General features: G+C 73.0%; 19 protein-coding genes. 8 read left to right on the forward strand and 11 right to left on the reverse strand.

The genetic code is table 11. From position 1 onward, the window contains the following. Positions 1–40: 40 nt before the first annotated feature. Entirely contained in the window at positions 41–1615 is a 1575-nt protein-coding gene (locus ACGF5C_RS02960) for a trypsin-like serine protease (protein WP_393296168.1), read from the forward strand. A gap of 64 nt (positions 1616–1679) precedes the next feature. Here the strand turns inward: ACGF5C_RS02960 and ACGF5C_RS02965 are convergent, their stop codons facing one another. Further along, complete coding sequence (locus tag ACGF5C_RS02965; RefSeq protein ID WP_393296170.1) at positions 1680–2339, reverse strand: nitroreductase family protein; 660 nt, start codon at positions 2337–2339, stop codon at positions 1680–1682. Between the two features lie 56 nt (positions 2340–2395). On the opposite strand from ACGF5C_RS02965, the gene valS reads away from it, so the two are divergent. Further along, positions 2396–4960: a valine--tRNA ligase gene (gene valS, locus ACGF5C_RS02970; RefSeq protein ID WP_393296172.1), complete on the forward strand. Its 2565-nt coding sequence runs from the start codon at positions 2396–2398 to the stop codon at positions 4958–4960. A 35-nt stretch (positions 4961–4995) separates the two neighbouring features. Here the strand turns inward: valS and ACGF5C_RS02975 are convergent, their stop codons facing one another. The 5 genes from ACGF5C_RS02975 to ACGF5C_RS02995 form a co-directional block, all read right to left on the reverse strand. Then, entirely contained in the window at positions 4996–5622 is a 627-nt protein-coding gene (locus ACGF5C_RS02975) for a hypothetical protein (protein ID WP_393296174.1), read from the reverse strand. Between the two features lie 114 nt (positions 5623–5736). Then, complete coding sequence (locus ACGF5C_RS02980) at positions 5737–6447, reverse strand: ABC transporter permease (RefSeq protein WP_393296176.1); 711 nt, start codon at positions 6445–6447, stop codon at positions 5737–5739. A 2-nt stretch (positions 6448–6449) separates the two neighbouring features. Next, positions 6450–7409 (reverse strand): ABC transporter ATP-binding protein, encoded by a 960-nt coding sequence (locus ACGF5C_RS02985; RefSeq protein WP_393296178.1) that lies wholly within the window; start codon positions 7407–7409, stop codon positions 6450–6452. Then, complete coding sequence (locus ACGF5C_RS02990; RefSeq protein WP_393296180.1) at positions 7406–8284, reverse strand: ABC transporter permease; 879 nt, start codon at positions 8282–8284, stop codon at positions 7406–7408. Before ACGF5C_RS02990 ends, ACGF5C_RS02985 begins: the two co-directional genes overlap by 4 nt. Beyond that, positions 8277–9191 (reverse strand): ABC transporter ATP-binding protein, encoded by a 915-nt coding sequence (locus ACGF5C_RS02995; RefSeq protein ID WP_350703954.1) that lies wholly within the window; start codon positions 9189–9191, stop codon positions 8277–8279. The genes ACGF5C_RS02990 and ACGF5C_RS02995 overlap by 8 nt, the downstream gene beginning before the upstream one ends. A 223-nt stretch (positions 9192–9414) precedes the next feature. Here ACGF5C_RS02995 and ACGF5C_RS03000 point away from each other — a divergent pair, with 223 nt between their 5' ends. From ACGF5C_RS03000 to galT, 4 genes are all read left to right on the forward strand, one after another. After that, complete coding sequence (locus tag ACGF5C_RS03000; RefSeq protein WP_393296182.1) at positions 9415–10917, forward strand: glycosyltransferase family 2 protein; 1503 nt, start codon at positions 9415–9417, stop codon at positions 10915–10917. Between the two features lie 138 nt (positions 10918–11055). Further along, entirely contained in the window at positions 11056–12585 is a 1530-nt protein-coding gene (gene cysC, locus ACGF5C_RS03005) for an adenylyl-sulfate kinase (protein ID WP_393296184.1), read from the forward strand. A gap of 129 nt (positions 12586–12714) precedes the next feature. Further along, entirely contained in the window at positions 12715–13536 is an 822-nt protein-coding gene (locus ACGF5C_RS03010; RefSeq protein WP_393296186.1) for a DeoR/GlpR family DNA-binding transcription regulator, read from the forward strand. Beyond that, a complete protein-coding gene (gene galT / locus ACGF5C_RS03015; RefSeq protein WP_393296188.1) occupies positions 13533–14660 on the forward strand; it encodes a galactose-1-phosphate uridylyltransferase in 1128 nt (375 codons plus the stop codon). Before ACGF5C_RS03010 ends, galT begins: the two co-directional genes overlap by 4 nt. Before the next feature lie 347 nt (positions 14661–15007). Here the strand turns inward: galT and ACGF5C_RS03020 are convergent, their stop codons facing one another. From ACGF5C_RS03020 to ACGF5C_RS03030, 3 genes are all read right to left on the reverse strand, one after another. Continuing rightward, positions 15008–15550, reverse strand: coding sequence for a DapH/DapD/GlmU-related protein (locus ACGF5C_RS03020; RefSeq protein ID WP_393296190.1), 543 nt, complete (start codon positions 15548–15550; stop codon positions 15008–15010). Positions 15551–15623: 73 nt separating this feature from the next. After that, the gene (locus tag ACGF5C_RS03025) at positions 15624–16610 is read right to left on the reverse strand and encodes a LysR family transcriptional regulator (protein ID WP_393296192.1); all 987 of its coding nucleotides are present in this window, start codon (positions 16608–16610) and stop codon (positions 15624–15626) included. Between the two features lie 242 nt (positions 16611–16852). Beyond that, on the reverse strand, positions 16853–18070 hold the full coding sequence (locus tag ACGF5C_RS03030) for an NADP-dependent isocitrate dehydrogenase (RefSeq protein WP_393296194.1): 1218 nt from the start codon (positions 18068–18070) through the stop codon (positions 16853–16855). Between the two features lie 138 nt (positions 18071–18208). Here ACGF5C_RS03030 and ACGF5C_RS03035 point away from each other — a divergent pair, with 138 nt between their 5' ends. After that, the gene (locus ACGF5C_RS03035; RefSeq protein ID WP_393296196.1) at positions 18209–19015 is read left to right on the forward strand and encodes an MBL fold metallo-hydrolase; all 807 of its coding nucleotides are present in this window, start codon (positions 18209–18211) and stop codon (positions 19013–19015) included. 59 nt (positions 19016–19074) lie between these two features. Here the strand turns inward: ACGF5C_RS03035 and mdh are convergent, their stop codons facing one another. Together mdh and ACGF5C_RS03045 are read right to left on the reverse strand one after the other, a co-directional pair. Beyond that, the gene (mdh, locus tag ACGF5C_RS03040; protein WP_350703967.1) at positions 19075–20025 is read right to left on the reverse strand and encodes a malate dehydrogenase; all 951 of its coding nucleotides are present in this window, start codon (positions 20023–20025) and stop codon (positions 19075–19077) included. Between the two features lie 185 nt (positions 20026–20210). Further along, positions 20211–21071 carry a bifunctional methylenetetrahydrofolate dehydrogenase/methenyltetrahydrofolate cyclohydrolase gene (locus ACGF5C_RS03045; protein WP_350703969.1) on the reverse strand — a complete coding sequence of 287 codons (861 nt, stop codon included), beginning with the start codon at positions 21069–21071 and terminating at the stop codon, positions 20211–20213. Between the two features lie 430 nt (positions 21072–21501). Between ACGF5C_RS03045 and ACGF5C_RS03050 the strand changes: the two genes are divergently transcribed. Beyond that, positions 21502–23106 carry an ABC transporter substrate-binding protein gene (locus ACGF5C_RS03050; protein WP_363701144.1) on the forward strand — a complete coding sequence of 535 codons (1605 nt, stop codon included), beginning with the start codon at positions 21502–21504 and terminating at the stop codon, positions 23104–23106. The last annotated feature ends 53 nt before the right edge of the window (positions 23107–23159 follow it).

The raw sequence follows: 23159 nt of genomic DNA on the forward strand, positions 1-23159 counted from the left end.
CGGGTGGTCGTCCCGACGGCGGCGACGGGGGAGGTTGCGAGTGCGGTTCGGACGACGGGTGATGGTGGCCGGGGTGGTCGTCGCCTGCGCGCTGGGGGCGGCGGCGGTCGCCGGAATGCCGTTCGGCGACGCCGGCCGGACGCCGGCCACGCCCACCGCGCAGGAATCCCCGGCGTCGCCGGGCGACGACGCCGCCCCGACGGGCGCGCCGGCCGCCGACAGCGGGCTCGGCAGCCGCCCCGGAGGCGGCGCCACGCCGGGCGCGGCGGCGGCCCTCCGGGCCCGCCCGGCCGCCGAGGTCGCCGCCGACAGCCCCGCCTCGGTCTCCTACCTGCGCGACCGCTACCGGGTCGACGCCGACGAGGCGGCCCGGCGGCTCGCCCTCCAGGAACTGTCCGCGCCGCTGGCCGCCCGGCTCGCCACGGAGTTCCCCGCCGCGTACGGCGGGATGTGGCTGGACCAGGCCGCCGGCGGCGTGCTGACCGTCGCCGCCACCGGCGTCGAACCGGTCCGGGCGGCGCTGACCGGCATGCCGGACGCGGCACACGTCCGGGTGGTGCCGGTGCGCCACCCGCTGCGGCAGCTCACCGAGGCGGCGACCCGCCTGGCCACCGCGCTCGACGCCACGGCCGGTGCCGACGTGGTGGTGGACGAGCGGGCCAACGAGGTCGTCGTGCTGACCGGCGACCGGATCGCCGCCGACGATCCCCGGCTGGCCGAGGCGCTGCGCGCCGCCGGAGTGCCGGCCCGCGCGCAGGCCCGGGTCGCCGACACCGTGGTGCAGAAGGCCTGCGACCCGCGCGACTGCGCGCAGGCGCCGATGCGCGGCGGCATCCGGCTGGACGTGCCGCGCGACGACGGCACCGTGGGTGGCTGCACGACGGGCTTCAACGTGATCGTCGGGCTGCGCGACCCGTACGTGCTGACGGCGGGGCACTGCGTCGTCGGGGGGCGGCACCAACTGGTGGACCGCACCTGGCACCAGTTCCTCGGCCCGAAGGTGCCGATGACCGTCGAGTCGTCGAGGTCGGGGCTGGCCGAGAACGCCTACCCGTACGACTACGCGATCATGCCGTACCAGGCCGGCGCGATCGGGCGGTGGGCGTACCCGGCGGGGGCCACGCAGGTGCCCAGCCTGGTCAACTACTGGTGCGTGCTGGACAGCACCGGGTGCGCCATTCGGGGCAGCCGCGACGTGGCGATCACCGGACACGTGCCGTGGAGCGCCATCCAGCCCGGCTGGGTGGTCTGCGCCACCGGGGCGGCGTACACGCCGAAGGCCGGCGAGCAGTACGTCGACTCGGGGGCCGGGGCCGGCTACGTGCCCGGCACCCGCTGCGGGGAGATCATCGGCAAGACCAGCGGCGGCATCGACGTGCGCATCTGCGCCCGCCCGGGCGACAGCGGCGGCCCGCTCTTCACCGAGGCCGACGGCAAGGCGCTGGGCATCCTGTCGCACGGCGACCCGGGGCAGGGCGCGTGCACCAACCCGGACGAGCGCAACTCCTACGCCCCGGTCTCCACGATCCTCGACCGGGCGAACGCCCGCACCTACGGGGGCCTACGGATCCGGCTGGCCACCAAGGGCCCGCTGAGCGGCCCGGTCCCCCGCTGACCCGGCCGGCGGCCCGTCGACCGGGGTCGCCGGCACCGGGCCGATCAACCGTCGCGCCGGCGGCTCACCAGCGGTCGACGTGCAGGACCTCGTCCAGGGGCTGCCGCCGCGCCGGCCGGAAGCCCTCCCCGGTGTGGAACGCGGTGGGGATCAGCGCGGCCTGGCGTACGGTCGCGGGCAGCCCGAGCAGCTCGGCGACCTCCGCCTCGTACGCCAGGTGCAGCGTGGTCCAGGCGGTGCCGAGGCCGCGCGCCCGGGCGGCGAGCATGTAGCTCCACGCGGCCGGCAGCACCGACCCCCAGAGCCCGGCCTGGTTGCCGGCCGGCAGCTCGCCGGAGTCCACCTGGATGCACGGGACGAGCAGCACCGGCACCTGCCCCATCCGGTCGGCGAGCCAGGCCACGCTCTCCCCCACCCGGCGCTGCACCTCGGCCCGCTCCGGGTCGTCGGCGAAGAGCCGGGCGGCCGAGCGCTCCGAGGCGAGGTAGCCGTGCGCCGCGCGCTGGTAGATCCGGCCGATCAGGTCCCGCTTCGCCGGGTCGGTCACCACGATCCACTGCCAGCCCTGCCGGTTCGACCCGGACGGTGCCTGGAGGGCGATCTCCAGGCACTCGCGGACCAGTTCCATCGGCACGGGTCGGGTGAGGTCCAGCCGCCTGCGGACCGAGCGGGTGGTGGTGAGCAGCTCGTCGGGGCTCAGCGGGAGTGTCGGCACGACATCCATCGTGGCACGCCGGTTAACCCGTGGTCCGGCCGTTGACCGGTGCCTACCATCGACGGATGACTGATACGGCGAGGACGGCCCGCGCCGGCGTCCCCGAGCGTCCGACCCTGGACGGGCTCGAGGAGACCTGGGCGCGCCGCTGGCAGGAGGAAGGCACGTACGCGTTCGACCGCAGCAAGGAGCGGGCGGACGTATACGCGATCGACACCCCGCCGCCGACCGTATCCGGCGAGCTGCACATGGGCCACGTCTTCTCGTACACGCACACCGACATCGTGGCCCGGTTCCAGCGGATGCGCGGGCGGGCGGTGTTCTACCCGATGGGCTGGGACGACAACGGCCTGCCGACCGAGCGCCGGGTGCAGAACGTCCACGGCGTGCGCTGCGACCCGACGCTGCCGTACGACCCGTCGTGGGTGCCGCCGGCCGCCCCCGTCGACGACGCCGCCCGCCGGGACCCGACGCCGGTCTCCCGGCGCAACTTCATCGAGCTGTGCGAGCGGCTGACGGTCGCCGACGAGCAGGTCTTCGAGGCACTGTGGCGGCGGCTCGGGCTGTCCGTGGACTGGACGCTGACGTACACGACGATCGGGCGGGTGGCCCGGGCGACCTCGCAGCGGGCGTTCCTGCGCAACCTGGCCCGGGGCGAGGCGTACCAGGCGGAGGCCCCGACGCTGTGGGACGTCGGGTTCGCCACCGCCGTCGCCCAGGCGGAGCTGGAGGACCGGGAGCGGCCCGGGGCGTACCACCGGCTGCGGTTCGCCGGGCCGGGCGGGCGCGAGGTGCTGATCGACACCACCCGGCCGGAGCTGCTGCCGGCCTGCGTGGCGCTGGTCTGCCATCCCGACGACGAGCGGTACGCGGACCTGGTCGGCGGCACCGCGCGTACGCCCGTGTTCGGGGTCGAGGTGCCGGTGCGGGCGCACCCGCTGGCGGACCCGGCCAAGGGCACGGGCATCGCGATGGTCTGCACGTTCGGCGACCTGACCGACGTGACCTGGTGGCGGGATCTGCAGCTGGAGACCCGGGTGGTGATCGGCCGGGACGGCCGGCTGCTGCCGGAGGCGCCCGCCGGGGTGCCGGCGCAGCCCTACGCGGCGCTGGCCGGGCAGACCGTCAACGGTGCCCGGCGGACGCTGGTGCAGATGCTCGCCGACGCCGGTGACCTGGTCGGCGAGCCGCGCCCGATCACCCACCCGGTGAAGTTCTACGAGCGCGGCGACCGGCCGCTGGAGATCGTCTCGACCCGGCAGTGGTACCTGCGCAACGGCGGCCGGGACACCGCCCTGCGCGAGGAACTGCTGGCCCGGGGCGGGGAGCTGCGCTGGGTGCCGGAGCACATGCGGCACCGCTACGAGCACTGGGTGGGCGGCCTGACCGGCGACTGGCTGGTCAGCCGGCAGCGCTTCTTCGGCGTGCCGGTGCCGGTGTGGTACCGGCTCGACGACGCTGGCGAGCCGGACTACACCCACCCTCTCACGCCGGACGAGTCCGCGCTGCCGGTCGACCCGTCCAGCGACGCCCCGCCCGGGTTCGAGGAGTCCCGGCGCGGCCGGCCGGGTGGCTTCGTCGGCGACCCGGACGTGCTCGACACCTGGGCCACCTCGTCGCTGACCCCGCAGATCGTGGGCGGCTGGGAGACCGACCCGGACCTGTTCGCGCGGGTCTTCCCGATGGACCTGCGCCCGCAGGGGCAGGAGATCATCCGTACCTGGCTCTTCTCCACCGTGGTCCGCTCGCACCTGGAGCACGGGGTGCTGCCCTGGCGGGACGCGGTGCTCTCCGGCTGGATCCTGGACCCGGACCGCAAGAAGATGTCCAAGTCCAAGGGGAACGTGGTCACCCCGATGGTGTTGCTGGACCAGCACGGCTCCGACGCGGTGCGGTACTGGGCGGCGAACGGCAAGCCGGGCATGGACCTCGCCTTCGACCCGGCCCAGATCAAGGTCGGCCGGCGGCTGGCCACCAAGCTGCTCAACGCGTCGAGGTTCGCCCTCGGGCTGGGCGCCGCCGACGCCTTGCGCGCCCCGGCGACCGAGCCGCTGGACCGCGCCATGCTCGCCGAACTGTCCGGCGTGGTCGCCGCCGTGACCGCCGCGCTGGAGGCGTACGACCACACGGCGGCGTTGCAGGCGGCCGAGTCGTTCTTCTGGCGGTTCTGCGACGACTACATCGAGCTGGTGAAGGAGCGCGCCTACGGCTCCGGGCCGGGGGCGGACTCGGCCCGGGCGGCGCTGGCCACCGCGCTCTCGGTGCAGTTGCGGCTGTTCGCCCCGGTGCTGCCGTACGCGACCGAGGAGGTCTGGTCCTGGTGGCGCTACGGCTCGGTGCACCGCGCGCCCTGGCCGACCACGTACGAGGTGGGCCGGGCGATCGAGGGCACCGGCGAGCCGGAGCTGCTGCGGCTGGCCGGGGACGCGCTCAGCCAGGTGCGCCGGGCCAAGTCGGAGCGGAAGCTGTCGATGCGGGCGGAGGTGCCGCTGGCCGAGGCGCTCGGCCCGGCGGCCCTGCTGGACCAGCTCACCGTGATCGCCGACGACCTCCGCGCCGCCGGCCGGATCACGAAACTGGACCTGCTCCCCGACCGCACCACCGAGCTGGTGATCGCCTGCGCCTTCTGAGCACGGCCCCGCCGCGCCCATCGGGCGCGGCGGGGTCACCAGCCGCGCAGCAGGCGCAGGCCGAGGAGGAAGGCGACGACGGCGGGGCCGACCAGCAGGGTGATCGCCTGGAGCCGGTACGGCATCCGGTGCCGGGTCAGCTCGACGGCGTTGCCCAGCACGATCACCCCGGCCAGCATCAGGAACGCGCCCCACATCGGGGCGGTACCCACGTCGACCAGGCCGACGCGGGTCAGTTGCAGCGTCCCGCCGAGCAGCAGGGCGCCGGCCAGCGCCAGCAGGGCGGCCGCCCGGTGCAGCCCCCGGGCCAGCGGGTGGACCGGCCGCCAGTGGTAGGTGCCGGCGACCGCCAGGCACGGCAGGATGACCATCAGCGGCCAGCCTCTGCCGAACACGCCGAACATCAGCAGCGCCCCGACCGCGAACACCAGCGCGCCGAGGCAGGCGACCACGTAGCCGGCGAAGGCGCGCCCGCCGCCCCGGGCCAGCAGCGGCCCGCCGGCGGCGGCGATCAGCGCCCCGGGGATCAGCACGAACCCCGCCCACCAGTGGAAGTGCCCGCTGGCCTGGGCGGCCGTGGTGGTCGCCGCCGCCGCGAGCCCGGCGACCGCCAGGCTGACCAGCCGGTGCCGGCCGGCACCAGGGTAGGAATCGCGCGACATGACCAGACCCGCTTCCGCACTCACTTCCACAGCCTCGCCCGGCGGCGCGGCCCGTTCCATCCGGCCAGCCCTACCATCGGGGGTCGGGCCGCCCGGACGGCCGCCACGCGGGGGTCAGCTCGTCTCGCCGGCCACGCTGAACGAGCGGAGCCGGTCGATCGCCAGCACCGTGAAGCCCACGCTGATCAGCACGGTCATCACCGCCGCCACCGGCACCGAGACACTGGTCTCCAGCAGCCCGGTGGGGGCCAGCCGGTCGGCGAGGGCGATCACGTACTGCTGGATGGAGAGGACCTTGGTGCCGCTGACGAAGTTGCCGAGCAGCCCCTCCCAGATGAGCACGTAGACCAGGCCGAGCAGCACGGGCCGCCGGGTGAGCAGGCTCAGCGCCAGGAACAGCGCCGAGTACGCCAGCGCCCCGACCGCCGCGGCGGCGGCGAGCGCCAGGCCGAGGCGTACCGAGTGGGCGAGCACGCCCGCGACGTAGAGCGGCACCGCGACGGTGACGGCGCTGACGCCCGTGGCCACGGCCAGCTTCGGCAGCACGATCTGCCAGCGCGGCAGCGGCTTGGTCAGGATGTGCACGACCGTGCCGTCGTCGATCTCGGCCCCCAGCACGCCGGTGCCGACGATCAGCGCGACCACCGGCAGCACCACGGCCAGGCCGAGGCCGACCAGCACCGGCGGGCCCCACTCGCCCGGGTCCACCCCGAGCCCCCGGGAGAGCACGGCGAGCAGCACCAGCACCGCCGGCAGCGGCACCAGTAGGAGGAACCGGCGACGCCCGAACAGCCCCCGCGCGGTGATCCAGGAAACGGTAGACATGCTCAGGCCTCCACCAGGTAGGAGAAGACGCTCTCCAGGGACTCGTCCTCGGGCACCAGTTGCCGCACCCGGATGCCCTTGGCCAGGGCGATCTTCGGCAGCGCGCGGGTGAACGCGCCGTAGTCGCCGGCCCGCACGGTCAGCCCCGCGCGGCCCAGCTCCACCCCGGTCACCGACGCCTCCGCCATCAGCGCCACGGCGAGCGCCCGGTCGTCGGTGGAGTGGACGGCGAAGACGTGCGGCCGGTTGGTCATCAGCCGGCGGATGGTGCGGAAGTCGCCGGAGGCGGCGAGCCGGCCGGCGACCATCACCTGGACGGTGCCGGAGACCTGCTCGACCTCCTCCAGGATGTGCGAGCTGAACAGGATGGTGCGGCCGGCGTCGCCGAGGCGGTGCAGCAGCTCCATCATGTGCAGCCGCTGACGCGGGTCCATCCCGTTGAACGGCTCGTCGAGCAGCAGCACCTGCGGCTCGTGCACGAGCGCGGCGGCCACCCGGGCGCGCTGCCGCATGCCCTTGGAGTACGTGCCGATCCGGCGGTCCTGCGCCCCCTCCATCTCCACCAGGGCGATCGCCCGGCGGGCCGCCGCCGCCGGGTCCGGCAGCCGGTGCAGCTTCGCGCTGGCCAGCACGAACTCGTGCGCGGTGAGGAAGTTGTGCACCGCCTCCCGCTCGCTCACCAGGCCCAACCGGCGGTAGACCTCCGGGTTGCGCCAGGTGGGCCGGCCGTCCAGGGTCACCGCGCCGCGCGACGGGGCCAGGAAGCCGGCCATCATGTGCAGCAGGGTGGTCTTGCCCGCGCCGTTCGGGCCGAGCAGCCCGGTGACGCCGGGGCCGAGGGTCATACTGACGTCGTTGACCGCCACCACGTTGCCGTACCAGCGGGAGACACCGGCGAGGTCCAGGGTGCTGGCGGCGGCGGTCGCGGCCCCCGCCGCGGGCTCGGCGCTCGTCGTGGTCATCGGGCGGCCACCTTCCGGTATCGCAGCAGCAGCAGGGCGACGCAGCCGGCCACGAGCAGCACGGCGGCGGCGGCGTAGACCGGGCCGAAGTCGCCGATCATGAGCCCCTCCTGTCCCTTGGGGAGCAGGTCGCCGAGGGCCCAGTCGCCGACGCCCCGCACCAGCGTGGACGGCGAGGCGAGGAAGGCCAGTTCGTTGACCGTCCGGGACGGCATGATCGACAGGGTGCCGACGATCGGGGTGGTCATCAGGAACACCGCCACGATCCCCCCGGCCGCGAACGCCCGCTTGCCGGTCAGCGACGCGACCAGCAGGCCGACCGAGGCGAAGACCATCGCCCAGAGCCCGGCGTAGAGCAGGCCCGGCAGCAGGTCGAGCAGCTCGTTCCAGACCCCGCGCATGCCGTCGTCGGTGGTGAAGGCGGCGCCCAGGAACATCACCAGCTGCGGGCCGCCGAGCAGCAGCCAGAGCGCGGTCACCAGCGCCAGCAGCTTGGCCAGCGGGTAGTCCGACCGGGGCAGCGGCCGGGAGAAGTAGAGCGGCAGCACCCCGCTGTGCAGGTCCCGGGAGACCAGCTCGGGGGCGACCACCGCGACGAAGAAGATGACCAGCCAGCTCATGTTGTCGGCGAACTGGGCGTACGTCATCACCGCCTCGCCGATCTGGCTGCGCACCGCGGTGAGGCCCGCGGCCACCACGGTGACGATGCCGACCACCAGCCAGGGGAAGATCTTGGCCTTGGCGCTGCGCCCGAACCCGAACGCCGTACGCAGACCGTGCAGGTAGAGCGCGCCGAAGACCTGCCGGCGACCCAGGCGGGGGCCGGTGTAGCGCTGGTATCCGATGTCGTGGATGACACCGGTGGGCTCAGGCATGGCTGGGCTCCCTCGTGGCGAAGAGCTCGGCGACCCGGTGCCGGCGCTGGTCCAGCCGGTGCAGCGGCAGGTCCAGCTCGGCGACCGCGCCGAGGATGAGGTCGTAGGTGGCGTCGTCGGCGAGCTCGACGAGCAGCAGCCGCCCGTCCCGGCGTACCGGCAGGCGCAGCGCGGCGAGCCGGGCGGCCAACTCCTCGGTGCCCTCGCTGACCTCGACGGCGAGCACGTCGGTGGCCGAGGTCATGGCGGAGATGTGGTCGGCCCGCAGCAGCCGCCCGCCGTCGATGGCGACCAGCGTGTCGCAGATCCGCTCCACCTCGCCGAGCAGGTGCGAGCAGACCAGCACGGAGATGCCGAACTCGGTGCCGATCCGGTGCACCAGGGCCAGCATGGCGTCCCGGCCGGCCGGGTCGAGGCCGTTGGTCGGCTCGTCGAGCAGCAGCAGGTCGGGGTCGTGCACCAGGGCCTGGGCGAGCTTCACCCGCTGCTTCATGCCCGTGGAGTAGCCGCCGACCGGGCGGTAGCGCTCCTCGTAGAGCCCGACGTGCCGCAGCGCCTCGGAGGCCCGCTCGCGGGCCACCGTACGCGGCAGCCCGCTGATCCGGCCGAGGTGGGTGACCAGCTCGGCGGCCGAGAGGTCCGGCGGCAGGGCGTCGTGCTCGGGCATGTAGCCGACCCGGGCGCGGACCCCGGCGGAGTCGGTGGTCGGGTCGAGCCCGAGCACCCGGACCCGCCCGCTGGTCGGGGCGAGGAGGCCGAGCAGGATCTTGATCAGCGTGGACTTGCCGGCGCCGTTCGCGCCGACCAGTCCGATGATCCCCGGCTCGACCGCGACGGTCAGGTCGGCCAGCGCGGTGACCCCACCCCCGTACGTCTTGGTCAGCGACTCGGTCGCGATCAGTGTCACGACGTCCAGCGTAGGAGGCCGACGCCCCTGCTGGGAGCGGCACGCCCCCGGCGCTCCCCTGATCCTTGCGGCCCGCGCCCCCTAGGGCCCGCGCCCCGCGCCGGGGAACCTCCGCGGAATCTCCGCGCAACCCGGACGGCGGGTAAGGCGTCCACTCTAGAGCGGTGCACGCTGCCCGGGTGGACCGGAGTCCGCCGGGGTCGACCGACACACGGGAGAAGGCATGATCGGCGGTACGGGGTCGCCCAAGGTGAGCGTGGTGGTGCCCACGCACGACAGCGGGCCGCACATCGAGAAGCTGGTGGCCTCGCTGCTGCGCCAGTCCCTGCCTCCGGCGGAGTTCGAGGCGGTCTTCGTCGACGACGGCTCGACCGACGGCACCCCCGCCCGGCTGGCGGAACTCGCCGCCGCGCACCCGCACTTCCGGGTGCTGCGGATCGAGAACTCGGGCTGGCCGTCCCGGCCGCGCAACCTCGGTGTGGCGCACGCCCGGGGCGAGTACGTGCTGTTCGCCGACGACGACGACTGGCTCGGCGACGAGGCGCTCGAACGGCTGCACGACTGCGCGCGGAGGCACGACGCCGACGTGGTGGTCGGCCGGATGGCCGGGCACGGGCGCGGCGTGCCGCGCGAGCTGTTCCGGCGGAACCGGTTCGACGCCACGCTGGCCAACTCGCCGCTGATCGACAGCCTCACCTGCCACAAGATGTTCCGCCGCGCCTTCCTCGACGAGTATCGGCTGCGGTTCCCGGAGGGCCCGCCGCGGCGCCTGGAGGACCATCGGATGGTGGTCCGGTCGTACCTCCTGTCGAGGCGGACGTGCGTGCTGTCGGACTACACCTGCTACCACCACGCCCGCCGCGGCGACGCCGGGAACATCACGGCCAGCCGGCTGGACCCGGCGGAGTACTACGCCAGCCTGCGGGAGGCGCTCGACATCGTCGACGCGCACACCGAGCCGGGGCCGCTGCGCGACCGGCTGCACCGGCGATGGCTGCGCAACGAGATGCTCAACCGGGTGCGCGGGCAGCGGATGCTCGACGCCCCCGAGGAGTGGCTCGCGCAGGTCGTCCGGGAGATCCAGGGGGTTATCCGGGAGCGGTTCGCGCCCGGGGTCGCCGCCGGCCTACCCCCGCTGCAACGGGTGCTGGCGCACCTCGCCGAACAGGGCCGGGTCGCGGACCTCCGCCGGCTGGCCGAGTGGGAGACGGGCGTCGGCGCCGCCGGCGCCGTCGACCGCCACGAGGTGGCCGGCACGACGCTGACGGTCACCGTCTCCGCCCGGCTGGAATCCGCCGGCCGGCCCGTCACCTTCGCCGCGGACGGCGACCGGGACCTGCTGGTGCTGCCCGTCGACGGCCTCGACCCGGGGCTGCGGGACATGACGGACATGCTGGGCCGGAGCAGGCTGGACGTCGTCGCCCGGCGCCGGGAGACGAGCGAGGAGGTCTTCCTGCCGGTCACCTCCGACACCCGCTGGGTGCCCGGCCCCGCCGGCGAGCGGCACCTCGTGCACCGTGCCGTCGCCACGGTCGACGGCGCCGCCCTCGACGCGGGCACCTGGTCGCTGAAGGCCCGGGTCACCTGCGCCGGGTGGACCGAGGACACCCGCCTGCCGCTGGTGCTGCGCCCGGCCGGCGACGGCGCCGCCCCCGTGGTGGAGGACGAGCGGGCGCTCTGGACCCGGTTGCGCCGGGCCGTCCGGCGCCGGATCGGACGGCGCTGACCGGAACGCCGGCGGTGGCCCGCCCACCGCCGAGGGCCGCCGGCCGGGCCGCCGGGCGCGGCGCGGCGTGGAGTGGCGCTCTCGACCGATCGCCGACAGGCTGAGAAACTGTGTGCCGGTCAGCGGGTTGGGGGATGGATGAGCAACGGCTGGGTGGTGCCCGACGAGGTGCTCCGGGACGCGCCGGCGTACACGCCGCGCCCCGGCGAGCTCGCCGACCTGGAGCTGCTGCTGACCGGGGCGTACGCCCCGCTGACCGGCTTCATGACCCGCGCCGATCTGGTTTCGGTGAGCCGCCGGGGGCGGCTCGCCGACGGCGCCCCGTGGCCGGTGCCGGTGACGCTCCAGGTGCCGGCGGCGCTCGCCGAGGGCCTGGACCCGCGCGACGAGGCGCGCCGCACCCTGGTGCTGACCGACGGCGAGGGCGCCCCGGTCGCGGCGCTGGAGGTCGCCGACGCCTGGCAGGTCCGCGACGGGGTGGCGGGCGTCGGGGGTGCGGTCCGCCGGCTCGGCGACGGCGGTCACGGCCCGTTCCAGCGGCTGCGCCGCACCCCCGAGGAGGTACGCGCGCTGCTGCCGCCCGGCCGGGTGCTCGGGGTGGTCGCCGACCGCCCGCTGCACCGGCCGCAGCTCGCCCAGATCGCCCACGCCGCCCGCACCCTCGGCGCCCACCTGCTGGTGATGATCCCCGTCGGTGAGGACGGCGTCGGTGGGCTGCCCCCGGAGGCGCTGGTGCGCGGCATCTTCGCCGCCCGGGACCGGATGCCGCCGGCCACGCTGGTCGCCGTGCCGCTCAGCCGGCGCCGCGACGAGATCAGCGACGCGCTGCTGCGGGCCCGGGTGTCGGCGGCGTACGGGGTGACGCACCTGCTCTCCACCGGTGAGATGCTCTCGGGCGCGGGCCTGCGGGTGCTGGTGCCGCGCGAGCTGGCCTACGACAACCGCGACGGGCAGTGGCGCTGGCGGGAGGACATCCCGCCGCGCAACCGGCGCCTGGCCCTGACGCAGGCGGAGATCGACGACCTGCTGGACCGGGGCTTCCCGCTGCCCGAGTGGCACACCCCGCCGGCGGTGGCGAGGGAGCTGGCCCGGGCCCGTCCGCCCCGGCGGCACCGGGGCCTGGTGGTCTTCCTGACGGGGCTCTCCGGCTCCGGCAAGTCGACGATCGCGCGCGGCCTCGCCGACGCGCTGCGCGAGCAGGGCGACCGGACGATCACGCTGCTCGACGGCGACGTGGTGCGCCGGGAGCTCTCCGCCGGCCTGGGCTTCGGGAAGGCCGACCGCGACCTCAACGTGCGGCGGATCGGCTGGGTGGCCGCCGAGATCGCCCGGCACCGCGGCGTCGGCATCTGCTGCCCGATCGCCCCGTACGCCCAGGCGCGCGCGACCGCTCGGGAGATGGCCCTGGCCGCCGGGGCCGGTTTCCTGCTGGTGCACGTCGCGACCCCGCTGGAGGTCTGCGAGCAGCGCGACCGCAAGGGCCTGTACGCCCGGGCCCGGGCGGGCCTGCTCACCGGGATGACCGGCATCGACGACCCGTACGAGGAGCCGACCGACGCGGACCTGGTCGTCGACACCAGCGACCTGACGGTCGACGAGGCGGTCCAGGCCGTCCTGCACCACCTGACCGAGACGGGCTGGGTGGAACCCCGGCTCCAGTCCATCTGATCCGCCCCCGTTTCCTTCTGTTGATCCGCCCCTGTTCCTTCCGTGGGTCACCCCGCCCCGCTAGTGTTCGTCTTTGTTCGAACACGTTTGACCGCGTGCGGGCGCGCGGGGAGCACGGAGGTGCGACGGATGCTGGCTCAGCAGCGCCAGGCGGCCATCCTGGACCGGGTGCGCGCCACGGGCGGGGTTCGGGTCACCGACCTGGCCGTCGAGTTCGGCGTCTCCGACATGACCATCCGGCGCGACCTGGAGGCGCTGCACGAGCGTGGCCTGCTGGCCAAGGTGCACGGCGGCGCCACGGTCGCCGGCCCCGGCTCGACCGACGAGCCGGGGTTCCGGGCCAAGTCGGTGCGGCAGCTGGCGGAGAAGGCGGCCATCGCGGGGCGGGCCGCGGAACTGGTCCGCCCGGGCGCGGCCATCGCCCTGTCCGCCGGCACCACCACCGCCGAGCTGGCCCGCCGGCTGGTCGACGTGCCGGGCCTGACCGTGGTCACCAACTCGCTGCCGGTGGCCGAGATCCTGCACGTCGGGGGCCGCCCGGACCAGACCGTGGTGCTCACCGGCGGGGTGCGTACGCCGTCCGACGCCCTGGTCGGGCCGCTGGCCGTCGGCGCGATCCGGTCGCTGCACCTGGACCTGCTCTTCCTCGGGGTGCACGGGATCAGCGAGCGGGCCGGGTTCACCACGCCCAACCTGATGGAGGCGGAGACCGACCGGGCGCTGGTGGCCGCCGCCGACCGGCTGGTGGTGCTCGCCGACCACACCAAGTGGGGCACGGTCGGCATCTCCGCCATCGTCGAGCTCTCCGCCGCCCACGTGCTGGTCACCGACGACCGGTTGCCTCCCGAGGCGCGGCGGTCGCTCGACGAGCGGGTGGGCGAACTGGTGGTCGTGCCGGCGGCGGACGGGGCGCGGGCGGCCACGCCGACGGCGACGGGGGCGGCGCGATGAAGCGCACCGCGATCGAGCTGGCCGACGGCCGCGAGCTGATCTACTTCGACGAGCGGGACGACGCCGTCCGCGACCAGCCGGACCGGCGCGAGCTGCCCCCGCCGCCGCCCGCGTCGCAGCTGCGCCACGACCCGCTGACCGACGAGTGGGTGGCGGTCGCCGTGCACCGGCAGACCCGCACCTTCCTGCCGCCGGCCGACCAGTGCCCGCTCTGCCCCACCACCGCCGATCGGCTCAGCGAGATCCCCGCCCCCGACTACGACGTCGCCGTCTTCGAGAACCGGTTCCCCTCCCTGAGCGGCCGGGTGGCCGACGAGCCGGCCGAGATCACGCCGTTCACCCCGGTCCGGCCCGGCCGGGGCCGTTGCGAGGTGGTCTGCTTCACCGACGACCACGACGCCTCCTTCGCCGGCCTGCCGCCGCGCCGGGTACGTACCGTGCTGGACGCGCTCGCCGACCGGACCGCCGTGCTGAGCGAGCTGCCCGGCGTGGAGCAGGTCTTCCCGTTCGAGAACCGGGGCGTGGAGATCGGGGTGACGCTGCACCACCCGCACGGCCAGGTCTACGCGTACCCCTTCGTGACGCCGCGCACCCGGGCGATGCTGGCCGCCGCCCGCCGGCACGCCGACCGCACCGGCGGGCGCAACCTCTACGCCGACGTGCTCGCCGCCGAACGGGCCGCGGGCGACCGGGTGGTCGCCGCCAACGAACACTGGACCGCGTACGTCCCGGCGGCGGCGCGCTGGCCGTTCGAGGTGCACGTCGCCCCGCACCGGCCGGTGCCGGACATCCCGGCGCTCCACGACGCCGAGCGGGACGCCTTCGGCCCGCTCTACCTCGACGTGCTGCGCCGCTTCGACGGGCTGTTCGACCTGCCGATGCCCTACATCGCCGCCTGGCACCAGGCCCCGGTACGCATCGACCGCGAGTTGGGCCACCTGCACCTGCAGCTGTTCAGCATCCGGCGGGCCGGGGACAAGCTGAAGTACCTGGCCGGCTCGGAGTCCGGCATGGGCGTCTTCATCAACGACATCGCCCCGGAACGCGCCGCCGAACTCCTCCGCACCGTTCGAAAGGAGGGGCACCTTCCTAACGCCCACGGTAGAGGAAGGGCCCCTTCCTAACGTCCGACGGCACCAGCGCGTCACGCAAAGGGTGGTGCAGACAGGGCGCGGGGGGCCCGGGACAGGGCCCCCCGCAGGGAAGGGACGGCTGGCTGTGCGCGACAGCCGGGAAGGCTGGCTGATCGGCACGCTTGCCGCGAGGCGACCGCGGTCAACCTTCCTGGACGCGACTGGCATCTCGTCCACCCAGGTCAACGAGGCGCGCCGAAGTAGGTGACGCCAGCGGCGTGTCACCCCAGACACGCCGCCGCCCCCGAATGCTCAGGGCCCTGGATGTCGCCGGCCACGACGTCGTCGGCAGGGGAACTCGGCGGCGAGCGGGGCTCGGTGTGGCCCCGGACAGGTCGTCACCACCGTCGTCGTACGGTTGCCTTACGGCCGGTCACCAGGCTCGCCGCCGGAACGTCGTCGGTCACGACCGCGCCGGCGGCGACCACGGCGTCACGGCCGATGCTGACGCCGGGAAGGATCGTGGCACCGGCGCCGATCCACACGTTCTCCGCCACATCGATGGGCCCGCCGCTCAGCCATCCCCGTCGCTCCTCAGGATCGACTGGATGCCCGACGGTGATGAACGTGGCCCTTGGTCCGACCATCACGCGCTCGCCGAGCCGGATGCCGGCGTAGTCCAGGAACGTGCAGTTCTGGTTGATGAACACGCGCTCCGCGAGGTCCAGGTGAAGGCCGTGGTCCGTGTAGAAGGGCGGATAGATCGTGACTCTCCTCGACAGCGGCCTGCCGAGGATCTGTTCGAACAGTGCCGCCCTGCCCGCTTCGTCGTCGAAGGGCAGGACGTTCAGGCGGGAGGTGAGTTCGGTGACCCGCAGGACCCTCTCGGCCATGGCCTGGAACTCGGCGCCGTGGATTCGCATGAGACGGTCGCTGGACATGCCAGGATCCTTTCTGGTGACCGGACAGGACTCACCGGGCGCTGGTGGCGGCGGCTGCCAGCAGCCGATCAGGTCACCTCTGTCGGGGCCGGGACCCGCGAGCGCTTGCGCTGCCGCTGTCGCCGCTCCGTGGCGTCGCCGCCCAGGATGGGCGCCAGACCGTCCCGGGGAGCGCGGGCAGGGCTCGGAGGTGGGTGATGATTCCCCGGAGTCCTGGATGTGGATTCGTTCTGGGGAGGATGAGGGAGAGCGGGTACGCGAGGGTCGGCTCCACGACAGGGATGCGGCGCAGGTCGTAGTTCGTCGGCCAGATGTACCGGTCGCGTGCCCCCACGAGAGTGGCCACGTCCGCGGAGGCCGCGAGGGTGTCCAGGAGCACGTCGTCGCCGAAGTGCGGGCCTGCCGCGTCGATGCGTAGGTCGAATTCGGTGGTGAGCTGGTCGTAGAAATCCGCCCATTCGCTTCGGGGCGCGATACCCGGCACCCATATCCGGTGCTTACGCAACTGCGGTGGCGTCAGTCTTCGCGCTGAGGCGAGCGGATGTCCCGGGCCGACGAGAAGTTCCAGCGGAGAGTCGAACGCGTGAATCATCTGCACGTCGGGCGGCAGCGCGTCCAGGGCAGTGACGGAACGGAACGAGGCATCGACATCGCCCGCTTCGACGGCGGCGACCGCCAGGCGCGGGTCGTCGACCCGGAGGGTCACCACGTCGAGTTTGATCTCGGGATGCGACCGCCAGTAGTCGTGCAGAACGACGGCCTGCGCGCTTCGCAGGCCGAGGACGTCGATCCGCAGGGCCCGGAAGCCCGGCCTGACCGCGGTGATGGCGCGCTCGACACCCGCGACGATGCTCCGCGCGTGGGGGAGAAACGCCTGACCGTCGAGCGTCAGCTCGACCCCTCGGGCGGTACGTGTCAACAGACGGACTTCCAGCTCGCGCTCCAGGGCGGCGATCCGCTTGGAGACTGCCTGCTGCGTCACGCCCAGCTCCTCGGCCGCACGCTGCAACTGCCCGAGCTCGGCCGCCCGGACTAACGATCGCAACGCCTCGGTGTCCACCGGTTCACCCTAGGCGCGCACAACTGATCGTTGTGGCTCGCCGTGGGCCGGTTGTTCGACCAGGCTCCGGCGTGACTGGCCCGCGCCCCGGCCCCTGCCTGGGCGAGGAGTCGGGAAGGCGGGGAAGCGACAGGCGGAGAGGGCACGGGAGGAAGGGCAGGAGCCCGCCGGCGGGTGCCGGCGGGCTCCTGTGTGACGCGGCGGCAGCACCACAACGGTGCCGCCGAGGGGCGCCTGGAGGATCAGGCGGAGAGCTTGCGCGCCAGGTTCTCGTCCAGGGCGTTCATGAACTCGTCGGTGGTCAGCCACGGGGCGTCCCGCGAGATGAGCAGCGCGAGGTCCTTGGTCATCTGGCCGCCCTCGACGGTGTCGATGATGACCTGCTCCAGGGTGTTGGCGAACTCGGTGACCGCCGGGGTGCCGTCCAGCTTGCCCCGGTGGGCCAGGCCCCGGGTCCAGGCGTAGATGGAGGCGATCGGGTTGGTCGAGGTCTTCTCGCCCTTCTGGTACTGCCGGTAGTGCCGGGTGACGGTGCCGTGCGCGGCCTCGGCCTCGACCGTACGGCCGTCCGGGGTCATCAGCACCGACGTCATCAGGCCCAGCGAGCCGAAGCCCTGCGCGACCGTGTCGGACTGCACGTCACCGTCGTAGTTCTTGCAGGCCCAGACGAAGCCGCCCTCCCACTTCAGCGCGGCGGCGACCATGTCGTCGATCAGCCGGTGCTCGTAGCTGATGCCGGCGGCCTCGAACTCGGCCTTGAACTCGTTCTCGAACACCGCGGCGAAGATGTCCTTGAACCGGCCGTCGTACGCCTTGAGGATGGTGTTCTTCGTCGACAGGTAGACCGGGTAGCCGCGGTCCAGGCCGTAGCGCATCGAGGCGCGGGCGAAGTCCCGGATCGACTCGTCGAAGTTGTACATGCCCATGGCGACGCCGCCGCCGGGGAAGTTGGCGACCTCCATCTCCACGGGCGCGGAGCCGTCGGTCGGGGTGTAGGTGATGGTCACCGTGCCCGGGCCGGGGACGACGAAGTCGGTGGCCTTGTACTGGTCGCCGTGGGCGTGCCGGCCGATGATGATCGGCTTGGTCCAGCCGGGGACCAGCCGCGGCACGTTGGACATGATGATCGGCTCGCGGAAGACGACGCCGCCGAGGATGTTGCGGATGGTGCCGTTCGGCGACCGCCACATCTTCTTCAGGCCGAACTCCTCGACCCGGGCCTCGTCGGGGGTGATGGTCGCGCACTTGACGCCGACGCCATGCTGCTTGATGGCGTTGGCGGCGTCCACGGTGACCTGGTCGTCGGTCTCGTCGCGGTACTGAATCGACAGGTCGTAGTAGTGCAGGTCGACGTCGAGGTAGGGCAGGATCAGCTGCTCCCGGATCTGCTTCCAGATGATCCGGGTCATCTCGTCGCCGTCGAGCTCCACGACCGGGTTGTTTACCTTGATCTTCGCCATCGGCCGGCGCTCCTCTCGGGGGACACGTGCTCAAGCAGTACGAGCGTACTGGAAACTGGTCGGCAGCCCCCAGCCGGCCTCGGTCGGGCCGGAAAAACGGGGTGGCACGGCACGGGACCGCGCTGACACCATCGCCCGATGCCACCGCGCCGCATCCTCGGGTCTATCACGGTCACCGCGCTCACCGACGGCGAGGGGCCGTTCTTCCAGCCCCGCGCGGAGGCGTTCCCGGCCGCCACGCCCGAACACTGGCGCGCAGCCGACCGGCGGGACCCGGCCACGGTGACCGCCGACGGGCGATGGTGGCTGCCGTTCCGCAGCTTCGCGATCCGGGCCGGGGACGGCCCGGTGACCCTGGTCGACGCCGGGATCGGCCCGGCCGGCGCCCCCGCGTCGAGTTGGGCGCCGGTGCCCGGGCGGCTGCCGGCCGAACTCGCCGCCGCCGGCATCGACCCGGCCGACGTGCGTACGGTGGTGCTCACCCACCTGCACTCCGACCATGTCGGCTGGGCGGTCACCGGTTCGCCGGGCACGCCGTACTTCCCGAACGCCGACTACCTGCTCCAGCGGGCCGAGCTGGCCGCGGCCGAGAGCATCAACCCCGGGCTGCCGGCCGGCATGGTCGCGCCGTTGCGCGCCGCCGGCCAGCTCCGGGTGGTCGACGGCGAGGTGCGGCTCGATCCGACGGTACGACTGCTGCCGACGCCGGGGCACACGCCCGGACACCAGTCGGTGCTGCTGGAGGTCGGCGACGAGCGGCTGCTGGTCACCGGTGACCTGCTGGTGCACGCCGTGCAACTGGTCGACCCGGAACTTGCGTACGCCCACGAGGAGGACGCCACGGCGGCCCGCGCGTCGCGGGTGGAGCTGCTGCGCGACCTGGCCGCGCGCGGCCCCGCGGTGCTCGCCACCCCGCACCTCGGCGAGGCGTTCGTGGCGCTGTAGGGGCGCGACGACGAGGGGGCACGCCGGCGGACCGGCGTGCCCCCTCGTCAGGTGACGGATCACATGTTGGCGACGTCGGCCTGCTTGGCGCGGACGGCCTCGGCGGCCTCCTTCAGGCTGGCCAGCTCGTCGGCGTCCAGGTCGGTCTCGACGACCCGCTTGACGCCCTCGGCCCCGATCTCCGCCTCGACGCCCAGGTAGACGCCGGAGATGCCGTACTCGCCGTCGACCCAGGCGCAGACCGGCATGACCTCGCCGGAGTCCTCCGCGACGGCCTTGGCCATCCGGGCGGCGGCGGCGGACGGGGCGTAGTACGCCGAGCCGGTCTTGAGCAGCGCGACCACCTCGGCGCCGCCGTTGCGGGTCTTGACGACCAGCTCCTCGATCTGCTCGGCCGGCATCGCGTCGCGCAGCGGCTTGCCGTTCACCGTGCTCTTCGACGGCACCGGCACCATCGTGTCGCCGTGCGAGCCGAGGGTCAGGGTCTTCACCGACTTCACCGGTACGCTCAGCGCCTCGGCGACGAAGTTGGTGAACCGGGCGGTGTCCAGCATGCCGGCCTGACCGAGCACCCGGTTCTTCGGGAACTGGGTGGCGAGCTGGGCCAGCGCGGTCATCTCGTCCAGCGGGTTGGACACGACAATGACCACGGCGTTCGGGGCGTACTTGGCGACGTTCTCCGAGACCTGGCGGACGATCTTCGCGTTCGTCTCCAGCAGGTCCATCCGGCTCATGCCCGGCTTGCGCGGCAGGCCGGCGGTGATCACCACCACGTCCGAGCCCTCGATCGCCTCGTAGCCCTCGCCGTTCGGGCCCGTGGTCACGCCCACGACCTTGGTCTCGAAGCCCTCGACCGCGCGCGACTGGTTGAGGTCCAGGGCGAGACCCGCGGGCTTGCCCTCCACGATGTCGGTGATCACGACGGTGTCGAAGACGTCGTACTCGGCCAGGCGCTGCGCGGTGGTGGAGCCGTAGAAGCCGGCCCCGACGACAGTGACCTTCTTACCCATGGTCGTCCCACTCCCTGCTACCAGTCGGTTTTCCGGACCGTATCAGTCATCCTGGCACCGATCCGGTCAGGGGCGGACGGTTATGACCCCGATGGGCCGCGCAGGCGGGTGCAGTCGCCGTCGCAGGTGTAAGGAAGGGACCCTTCCTCTACCCCAGACGTTAGGAAGGTGCCCTTCCTTACGCCTCAGTCGCGTTCGGCGCGCTCGACGACGTTGGTCAGCAGCATCGCGCGGGTCATCGGGCCGACGCCGCCCGGCATCGGCACCAGCTTGCCGGCCACCTCGGCCGTCTCCGGGGCGACGTCGCCGGTGTAGCGGCCCTTGCCGTCCGGGCCGATCACCCGGGTGATGCCCACGTCGACCACCACCGCGCCCGGCGTGACCATGTCGGCGGTGAGCAGGCCCGGCACCCCGGCGGCCACGATGACGATGTCGGCGGCACGGGTGTGCGCGGCGAGGTCGAGGGTGCCGGTGTGGCACAGCGTCACGGTGGCGTTCTCGCTGCGCCGGGTCAGCAGCAGGCCGAGCGGTCGGCCGACCGTGTTGCCCCGGCCGACCACGGCGACCTTCGCCCCGCGCAGCGCCACGTCGTGCCGGCGGAGCAGCTCGACGATGCCGCGCGGGGTGCAGGGCAGCGGGCCCTCGTAGCCGAGGACGAGCCGGCCGAGGTTGACCGGGTGCAGGCCGTCGGCGTCCTTGTCGGGGTCGATCAGCTCCAGCACCCGCTGGGTGTCGAGGTGACCCGGCAGCGGCAGCTGGACGATGTAGCCGTGGCAGGCCGGGTCGGCGTTGAGCTCGGCGAGCACCGCGTCGACCTGCTCCTGGGTGGCGTCGGCCGGCAGCTCCCGGCGGATCGAGGCGATGCCCACCTCGGCGCAGTCGCGGTGCTTGCCGTTGACGTACGCCTGGGACCCGGGGTCGGCGCCGACCAGGACGGTGCCCAGCCCGGGAGTGATGCCGCGTTCCGCCAGTGCCTTGACCCGCGTCCGCAGCTCGTCCTTGATCTCGGCCGCGGTCGCCTTGCCGTCCAGAAGCGTCGCCGTCACGCCCAGATCGTCTCACGGTCGAGGCCCGGTGATCCGACGACCTGCGCCAGCCAGCCGTCCGACCACGAAGAGTGACGTGCACTTCATCACTGTGAGTTATCGCGCGTGGTTTCGGTCACAGCCGGATCCGGGACGCCGAGGCTGCGGCGGGGACGGTGCCGGTCAGCTGGGACGGGACGGCGCAAGAGGGTCAAGAGGCGACGGCGGTGGCCACCTGCCCCACCACAGCCCGCAGGTGAGGCAACATTTGTCGACCCGACGGCCATACCAGGAGAGGTCTCCCGCCACAAGACCCTCGGCGCGGCTCCGTTATCGCTTCGCAACGCGCTCGTTGTCGAACGCCAACCCGCGACCTACCGTTGCCCAACGTTGCGCAACGTAAACCCAGCGCCGGGTCTGACTGCGCAGCGTGAGGAGATGAGGAGGCTACATGCGCGTGCGCAGGCTCGCTACCTGGACCGCCCTCCCGCTCGCGGTGACCCTGGGCCTGGTGGCCTGCGGCTCGGGCGGCGACGGCGGATCCGGCGAGAGCAACCCCGACGCGGCCGTGCGGATCGAGATCGCCGAGCCGCAGCACCTGGTGCCGACCAACACCAACGAGACGAGTGGCTCGCAGGTGCTCAGTGCCCTGTTCAGCCCGCTGGTCGACTACGACGAGGCCAACAAGCCGTACGAGGTGGCGGCCGAGTCGGTGACGTCCGAGGACAACACGACCTGGACGGTCAAGCTCAAGGACGGCTACACCTTCCACAACGGCGAGAAGGTCACCGCCGACAACTACCTCGACGCCTGGAACTACGGCGCCTACGCGCCGAACGGGCAGAACTCGAGCTACTTCTTCGAGAAGATCGCCGGCTACGAGGACCTGCAGGGCGAGACGCCGAAGGCCAAGACGCTGACCGGCCTGAAGAAGGTCGACGACCTGACCTTCACCGTCACGCTGTCCGAGCCGTACAGCGAGTTCAAGACCATGCTCGGCTACACCGCCTTCTACCCGATGCCGAAGGCCGCGTTCTCCGCGCCCGGTGTGCTGGCCGAGGGGTACGAGCAGGCACCGGTGGGCCAGGGCCCGTTCAAGATGAAGGGGACCTGGCAGCACGACGCCAAGGTCGAGGTCGAGAAGTACGACGCCTTCCCCGGCGAGAAGCCGAAGGTGGCCGGCGTCGAGTTCCGGATCTACCAGCAGCCGACCGCCGCGTACGCGGACGTGCTGTCGGACAACCTGGACGTCATCAAGACCATCCCGACCGAGAACCTGTCGACGGCCGGCACCGACCTCGGTGACCGGTTCAAGCAGAGCCCGGCCTCGTCGCTCCAGGTGCTGGCGTTCCCGACGTTCCAGAAGGAATTCAGCAACCCGGACGTGCGCAAGGCCATCTCGATGGCGATCGACCGGGACGAGATCACCAAGTCGATCTTCAAGGACTCGCAGCAGCCCGCCCGCTCGTTCGTCTCGCCGGTCGTCGCGGGCTACCGCGACAACACCATCGGCGAGGCCGGCGAGTTCGACCCGGCCAAGGCCAAGGCGCTGTACCAGGCCGCGGGCGGCCCGGCGAAGATCGAGCTGTCCTACAACGGCGACGGCGGCCACAAGGACTGGATCGACGCGACCTGCAACCAGCTCAAGGCCAACCTGGGCGTGGACTGCGTGGGCAACGCCGAGCCGAAGTTCGCGGACCTGCTGACCAAGCTCAAGGCCAAGCAGCCGGTCGGCCTGTTCCGGATGGGCTGGGTCATGGACTACCCGTCCATGGAGAACTACCTGGGCCCGCTGTACAGCAGCAACGGCTCGTCGAACTACTACGGCTACAGCAACCCGGCGTTCGACAAGCTGCTCGCCGAGGGCGCCAGCGCCGCGAACGAGGACGAGGCGGTCAAGAAGTACCAGGCGGCGGAGGACCTGCTGGCCAAGGACCTGCCGGTCATCCCGCTGCGGTACGGCCAGAACAACTTCGGCCACTCGACCAAGGTCAAGAACGTGGAGATGGACCTCTTCGACCGGATCGACCTGCTGAAGATCGAGGCCGTCAAGTAACAGCGCGGTACGACGGGTCGGGTCACCGGCGGACGGTGGCCCGACCCGCCATC

The organism is Micromonospora sp. NPDC047620, from assembly GCF_043205005.1.
In the GTDB taxonomy this organism is placed as follows: domain Bacteria; phylum Actinomycetota; class Actinomycetes; order Mycobacteriales; family Micromonosporaceae; genus Micromonospora.